Raw genomic sequence first — 5,704 nt, 5'->3', positions numbered from 1 at the left:
TCCGATCGCCGCGCAGCGGGCAGCACCGAGCGAGTCGCTCACCGGGAAGAGCGAGTCGAGCGACGGCGCGAGGGTGCGCAGCACGTACGTCACGCGCACGGGAATGATGGCAAGGTCGCCGGCAACGACGGGTGCCGTGCCGGTGGCGGGCGCCGGCGTGGGGTTGGCCGTCGACGTCGTGTTTCGTGCACAGGCGGCGGCCAGCACGACTCCGGTATGTTGCAGCAGGCGCCGCCATGGGATACCTCGCACTGCCACCCTACTCCTCTTGACCATGTCTGCTCGTCACGTCGGTCTCGGTCGTCGATTCTGGTTCGCGTCGGCGCTCACCTGTACGCTAGCGAGTGTGCCCCCCACGGTGTTGTCCGCCCAGATGGGTGGGATGGGCGGCCGTGGGATGGGCGGCGGTGGGATGGGTGGACGTAGCGGCGGGATGGGCGGAGGCGGGATGGGCGGGCGCGGCGGCCCCGGGATGGGTGGCAGCATGAAGTCGCCGGCGGCCCTGGCGAAGGAGCGGATCGAGCAGGCCGACCCGATCGAGTTCCTGCTCGACCGCAAGAAGCCGCTGGAGCTCACCAAGGAGCAGCAGGACACGTTCAAGTCGCTGCGAAAAGAGATGCGGCAAACACAGGCACCACTGTTCAAGGATCTCGACAAGCTGTTCGGCGATCTGCCGCAGCGCGGTGGTCGTGGCGGCGGACCGCCAGGAGGCGGCATGGGCGGCGGCATGGGCGGCGGCATGGGCGGCGGCATGCCCGGCGGGATGGGCGCCGGCGCGCCCGATACCGTGCGCGCTGTCCTCGGGAAGCTCTCCGACATTCAGGACAGCTTCCGTGACCGTGCCCGCGAACAACTCACCGCCGAGCAGCGCACGCGCGCGGATTCGTTGCAGCAAGTGATGCTGGCCGAGGAGCGCGCGAAGTTCGAGAAGGACCGCGGAGAACGGCAGCGGCGACGATAGCACCGGCTGGTGCAACGCCACGCCGCGTCGCATTCTTCCCCCGTCCGCCCTTGCCCCACTCTCGCGCTGCCCGCCTGCCATGACCCGTCGTTTGCTGTCTCTCGCCGCGCTCGTGATGATCACGAGCACCATTTCACTGGCACAGTCCACATCGGCAACGACGGCGGCGAACACGCTCACGGCCGCCGAGAAGAAGGCCGGCTGGACGCTGCTGTTCGACGGCACATCGCTCGCCGCGTGGCGTGGGTACCAGCAGGCGGACCTGCCCCCGGAGTGGAAAGCCGTGGACGGCACGATGACCAAGGTGAAGACCACCAACGACATCGTAACCCGCCAGCAGTACGATGATTTCGAACTCGTGCTCGACTGGAAGCTCCCGCTCCGCGGCAACTCGGGCATTTTCTATCGTGCGACCGAGAAGGAAACGAAGGTGTATTGGAGCGCGCCGGAGTATCAGCTGGCCGAGGACTCGCTCACACCGGACAGCCGCAACCCTATGACGTCGGTGGCCGCGGTCTATGGGTTCTATCCCTCGAAGCGCGGTGTGGTGCATCGCGCCGGCGAGTGGAACACCACGCGACTGGTCGCCAAGGGCCCGCACGTGGAGCATTGGCTGAATGGCGAGCTGATTGCCCAGTACGAACTGTGGTCGCCAGAATGGCTGCGCAAACTGCGCGGCGATCCGAACGATCCGAACAGCAAGCCACTCAAGTTCGCCCCCTACGCGGACTTCGGCATGGCGAAGCGGGGATTCATCGCGATCCAGGGCGACCACAACGGCGAGTTGTCCATGCGGAACATCAAGATCCGCGAGTTGAAGTAGAGGTCGCCAATGCCGCAGAGCCGCGAGATCGCGATTACCCGGTTTGACGGTCACACGTCGGGCGACACGCGTGATTGCGTGGCGCTCGAGGAGCCCGTGGAGATCCGCGTCGATGCGTTCGACGGCGCCGAGCGCGGCACCCGCAGTCTCTCGATCACCATGCGTACCCCGGGGCAGGACCACGAACTCGCGGCGGGCTTCCTGCTGACGGAAGGTCTGCTGCATCACCCGCACGAAATCGGGTCCATCACGCAAGACACCGACGATGTGGTCACTGTGCACCTCGCCGATCACGCGCGGGTGGCATGGCCCACCATGGAACGGCACTTCTACGCGACGTCCAGCTGCGGCGTATGCGGCAAGTCGTCGCTCGACGCGCTCGAGGTGCCCGGGTTGCAGCGGATCGCGCGGGACCGCTTCTCGTGCCGTGTGCAGACCGTCCCGCTCCTGTCCGATCGATTGCGCGCCCGGCAGTCGGTGTTCGACCAGACCGGCGGCCTGCACGCGGCGGCCCTGTTCGACGGCGACGGCGAATTCGTGGACATCCGCGAAGACGTGGGACGGCACAACGCGGTCGACAAGCTCCTCGGCGCGCAGTTTCTGAAGGGCTGTACCCCCCTTGCCGATCGTCTGCTGTTCTTGAGCGGACGCGCCAGCTTCGAACTCGTCCAGAAGGCGCTGGCCGCGGGTATCCCCATGATTGCCGCCGTCGGTGCGCCGTCGAGTCTGGCGGTGGAACTCGCGCAGCGATTCGACCTCACCTTGCTGGGGTTCGTGCGTGGTGCACGATTCAATGTTTACAGTGGCGCCTGGCGCCTCCGTGAGGCGTGACATGACCGACCATATGCCAGACGATGGGAACCGCCGCGGCCATCCATCGTATCTGAGCCCCGAGATCCTCGATCCCAACATCCGCACGGGGGCGCCCTCGGCGTACTCAGGGGGCCTCCCCGCGGTGACGGTGGCGCTCACGATGGCCATCAAGCAGATGGGCGTGGCGCGGACCGTGTCGTCGCTGCTCGACGTGAATCAGGAGGCGGGCTTCGACTGCCCGGGCTGTGCGTGGCCCGATCCCGATGGCGAACGCTCCCGCTTCGAGTTTTGCGAGAATGGGGCGAAGGCCGTGGCCGAGGAAGCCACGCGCGAGCGTGTGACGTCGGCGTTCTTTGCGGAACACTCCGTCATGGAGCTTGGCCAGCAGAGTGATTACTGGCTTGGCAAACGCGGTCGGCTGACGGAACCGATGTACCTCCCGAAGGGTGGTACGCACTACGAGCCCATCTCATGGGATGCCGCGTTCGCGCTCATCGGCCGCGAACTCAACGCGCTCGCGTCACCGAACGAGGCGGTGTTCTACACGTCAGGACGCACGAGCAACGAGGCCGCGTTTCTGTATCAGCTGTTCGTCCGACAGTTCGGGACAAACAACCTCCCGGACTGCTCGAACATGTGTCACGAGTCGAGCGGCCTCGGCATGCTCGAATCACTGGGCAGCGGTAAGGGGTCGGTGTCGCTCGCCGACTTCGAGATCGCCGATTGCATTCTCGTGATCGGCCAGAACCCCGGCACGAATCATCCGCGCATGCTGTCCACGCTGCAACGGGCAGCGCGACGCGGTTGCCGCATCGTGAGTATCAATCCGCTCGAGGAATCCGGGCTCAAGCGCTTCAAGCATCCGCAGGAAGTATCGGGCGTGCTGGGCGCGGGCTCGGCGCTGGCTACCGACTACCTGCCGGTGCGGATCAACGGGGACGTGGCCCTGTTGAAGGGCATTCAGAAGGCGTTCATCGAGTCACACCCCGAGCGCATCGACCGCGCATTCATCGGTGAGTTCACCGACGGCTTCGAGCCGTACTGCGAGGACCTCGCCACCGAGTCGTGGGATGCCATCACGACGAGCTCGGGCATTACCGAGGCACGCATTCGCGAGATCGCCGCGGTCATTGCGGGGTCGAAGGCGATGATCTGCTGTTGGGCCATGGGCGTCACGCAGCATGAGAATGCGGTGGCGAACATCAAGGAGATCGTGAATCTGCTACTGCTGGGTGGCCATGTGGGGCGCCCCGGCGCCGGCGCCTGCCCCGTGCGCGGACACAGCAATGTGCAGGGCGACCGCACGATGGGCATCTGGGAACGTCCGACGCCCGCCTTCCTGAATCGGCTTGGCGCTGAGTTCAACTTCACGCCACCCGCTGAGCACGGCTTCGATGTGGTGCATGCCATCGACGCCATGCACGAGCGACGCGCGCAGGTATTCATCGCCCTTGGCGGGAACTTCCTCTCGGCCACGCCCGACACCGCATACACAGCACAGGCGCTGCAGCGGTGTCGCTTGACCGTCCAGGTGTCCACGAAGCTGAATCGATCGCATCTCGTGACCGGCGAGCAGGCCCTGATCCTGCCGTGCCTCGGCCGTACCGAGCGCGACCTGCAGGCAAGTGGCGCGCAGGTGATCACGGTGGAGGACTCGATGGGGATCGTGCACGGCTCGCACGGGCATCTCGCACCGGCCTCCGTGCAGTTGCGCAGTGAACCGGCGATCGTGGCCGGCATGGCGAAGGCCACGCTCGGCGTGGACTGGACCGACTTCGTGGCCGACTATGACCGCATTCGCGATCGTATTGCGCGCGTGATTCCCGGCTTCGAGAACATGAACACACGCGTGCGCGAGCCCGGCGGGTTCGCGCTGCCGCACGCCGTGCGCGATCGTCGTGAGTTCGCGACGGCGAATGGCCGTGCACAGTTCACGGTGCATCCCATTCCGCATCTCGAGATCGCGCCCGGACAGTTGGTGATGATGACGATCCGCTCGCACGATCAGTTCAATACCACCATCTATGGCCTTGATGACCGTTATCGCGGCATCAGCAACGGCCGACGTGTCGTCTTGCTCAATCCCGACGACATCACGGCTCAGGGATTCTCGGAGGGTGACGCCGTCGACCTCGTGAGTCACTTCCGTGGCGTGCAGCGTCGCGCACAGAACTTCCGGATCGTGTCCTATGCCATTCCACGCGGATGCGCCGCGACGTACTTCCCCGAGACCAATGTGCTCGTGCCGATTGACAGCGTCGCGGCAGGAAGTCGGACGCCCACCTCGAAGTCGGTGATCATCACGCTCGAGCGCCCAATGGCGCATGGCTGACCCGCCACTCCCCGCACTGCAGGGCCTCGTGCTGACTGGCGGAACGAGTTCACGCATGGGACGCGACAAGGCGGCGCTGGTGTACCATGATGCGCCACAATGGCGGGTGGCCGCGGAACAGCTGCGCGCGTGCGGCGCGGATCCATTCTGGTCATGCAGCGCAGCACAAGCCGCCGACTGGCAGCTCGGCGAGCGCGCGATATTCGACGTTGTGCCGGGCCATGGACCGGCCAGCGGATTGCACGCCGCCTTCTCGCTTGGCGGGAACACCGCCTGGCTCGTCATCGGTTGTGACTATCCGTGGCTCGAGGTGCAAGACCTGCAACGCCTCCTCACGGCGCGTGCACCCTCGATCGATGCGGTGACGTATCTCAACCCCGCCACGGACGACATCGAGCCGCTCATCGCGCTGTGGGAACCCGCGGCGCAGCGACACTTTCTGCGGGCGTTCGCCAACGGCGAAGACAGCGCGCGCCGCATCCTGCGAAGCTGCGCGCTGCAGCGACTCACTCCGCGGTCATCGCACGTACTGGAGAACCGCAACGCGGAATGAGCCCCACGTCAGCGTGACCTCACCACGCCCGCTCCGCCCCCGTCCAATCCAGAAAGCTTCCCGTTTTCTCGCGCGGCAGCCGCTCCATCTGGCTGAGCAGCCCACTCGCCGCTTCGTCAATCGGCACCCGAAACGCCGGACCATCCGGCGTGGTGGCGAAGTGCCCGGGGTTCCCCAGCATCAGCACAATGCGCTCCTCGCTCAGGTCGTGCGACAGCGCGC

The 5,704-nt window shown here is 66.0% G+C and carries 6 protein-coding genes and 1 pseudogene; 5 read left to right on the top strand and 2 right to left on the bottom strand.

Going from position 1 to position 5,704, the window contains the following annotated elements:
• On the bottom strand, positions 1 to 207 hold a 207-nt coding region (locus ACIRA7_RS14395; protein ID WP_396221543.1), incomplete at its 3' end, for a hypothetical protein.
• A 67-nt stretch (positions 208 to 274) separates the two neighbouring features.
• Between ACIRA7_RS14395 and ACIRA7_RS14390 the strand changes: the two genes are divergently transcribed.
• The 5 genes from ACIRA7_RS14390 to ACIRA7_RS14370 all read left to right on the top strand — a co-directional run bounded on the left by ACIRA7_RS14390 (position 275) and on the right by ACIRA7_RS14370 (position 5,482).
• Positions 275 to 961: a hypothetical protein gene (locus tag ACIRA7_RS14390; RefSeq protein ID WP_396221542.1), complete on the top strand. Its 687-nt coding sequence runs from the start codon at positions 275 to 277 to the stop codon at positions 959 to 961.
• 79 nt (positions 962 to 1,040) lie between these two features.
• Positions 1,041 to 1,784 (top strand): DUF1080 domain-containing protein, encoded by a 744-nt coding sequence (locus tag ACIRA7_RS14385; protein ID WP_396221541.1) that lies wholly within the window; start codon positions 1,041 to 1,043, stop codon positions 1,782 to 1,784.
• A 9-nt stretch (positions 1,785 to 1,793) separates the two neighbouring features.
• Entirely contained in the window at positions 1,794 to 2,615 is an 822-nt protein-coding gene (gene fdhD, locus ACIRA7_RS14380) for a formate dehydrogenase accessory sulfurtransferase FdhD (RefSeq protein WP_396221540.1), read from the top strand.
• Position 2,616: 1 nt separating this feature from the next.
• The gene (locus ACIRA7_RS14375; protein ID WP_396221539.1) at positions 2,617 to 4,929 is read left to right on the top strand and encodes an FdhF/YdeP family oxidoreductase; all 2,313 of its coding nucleotides are present in this window, start codon (positions 2,617 to 2,619) and stop codon (positions 4,927 to 4,929) included.
• A complete protein-coding gene (locus ACIRA7_RS14370) occupies positions 4,922 to 5,482 on the top strand; it encodes an NTP transferase domain-containing protein (RefSeq protein ID WP_396221538.1) in 561 nt (186 codons plus the stop codon). Before ACIRA7_RS14375 ends, ACIRA7_RS14370 begins: the two co-directional genes overlap by 8 nt.
• Positions 5,483 to 5,501: 19 nt before the next feature.
• On the opposite strand, the pseudogene ACIRA7_RS14365 reads toward ACIRA7_RS14370, so the two are convergent.
• Positions 5,502 to 5,704, bottom strand: a pseudogene (locus ACIRA7_RS14365) (hypothetical protein); the annotation flags it as partial.

It is taken from the genome of Gemmatimonas sp. (assembly GCF_044376735.1).
In the GTDB taxonomy this organism is placed as follows: Bacteria; Gemmatimonadota; Gemmatimonadetes; order Gemmatimonadales; family Gemmatimonadaceae; genus Gemmatimonas.
The sequence above is the reverse complement of the archived record's forward strand: the minus strand, read 5'-3'. Positions and strand labels throughout refer to the sequence as shown.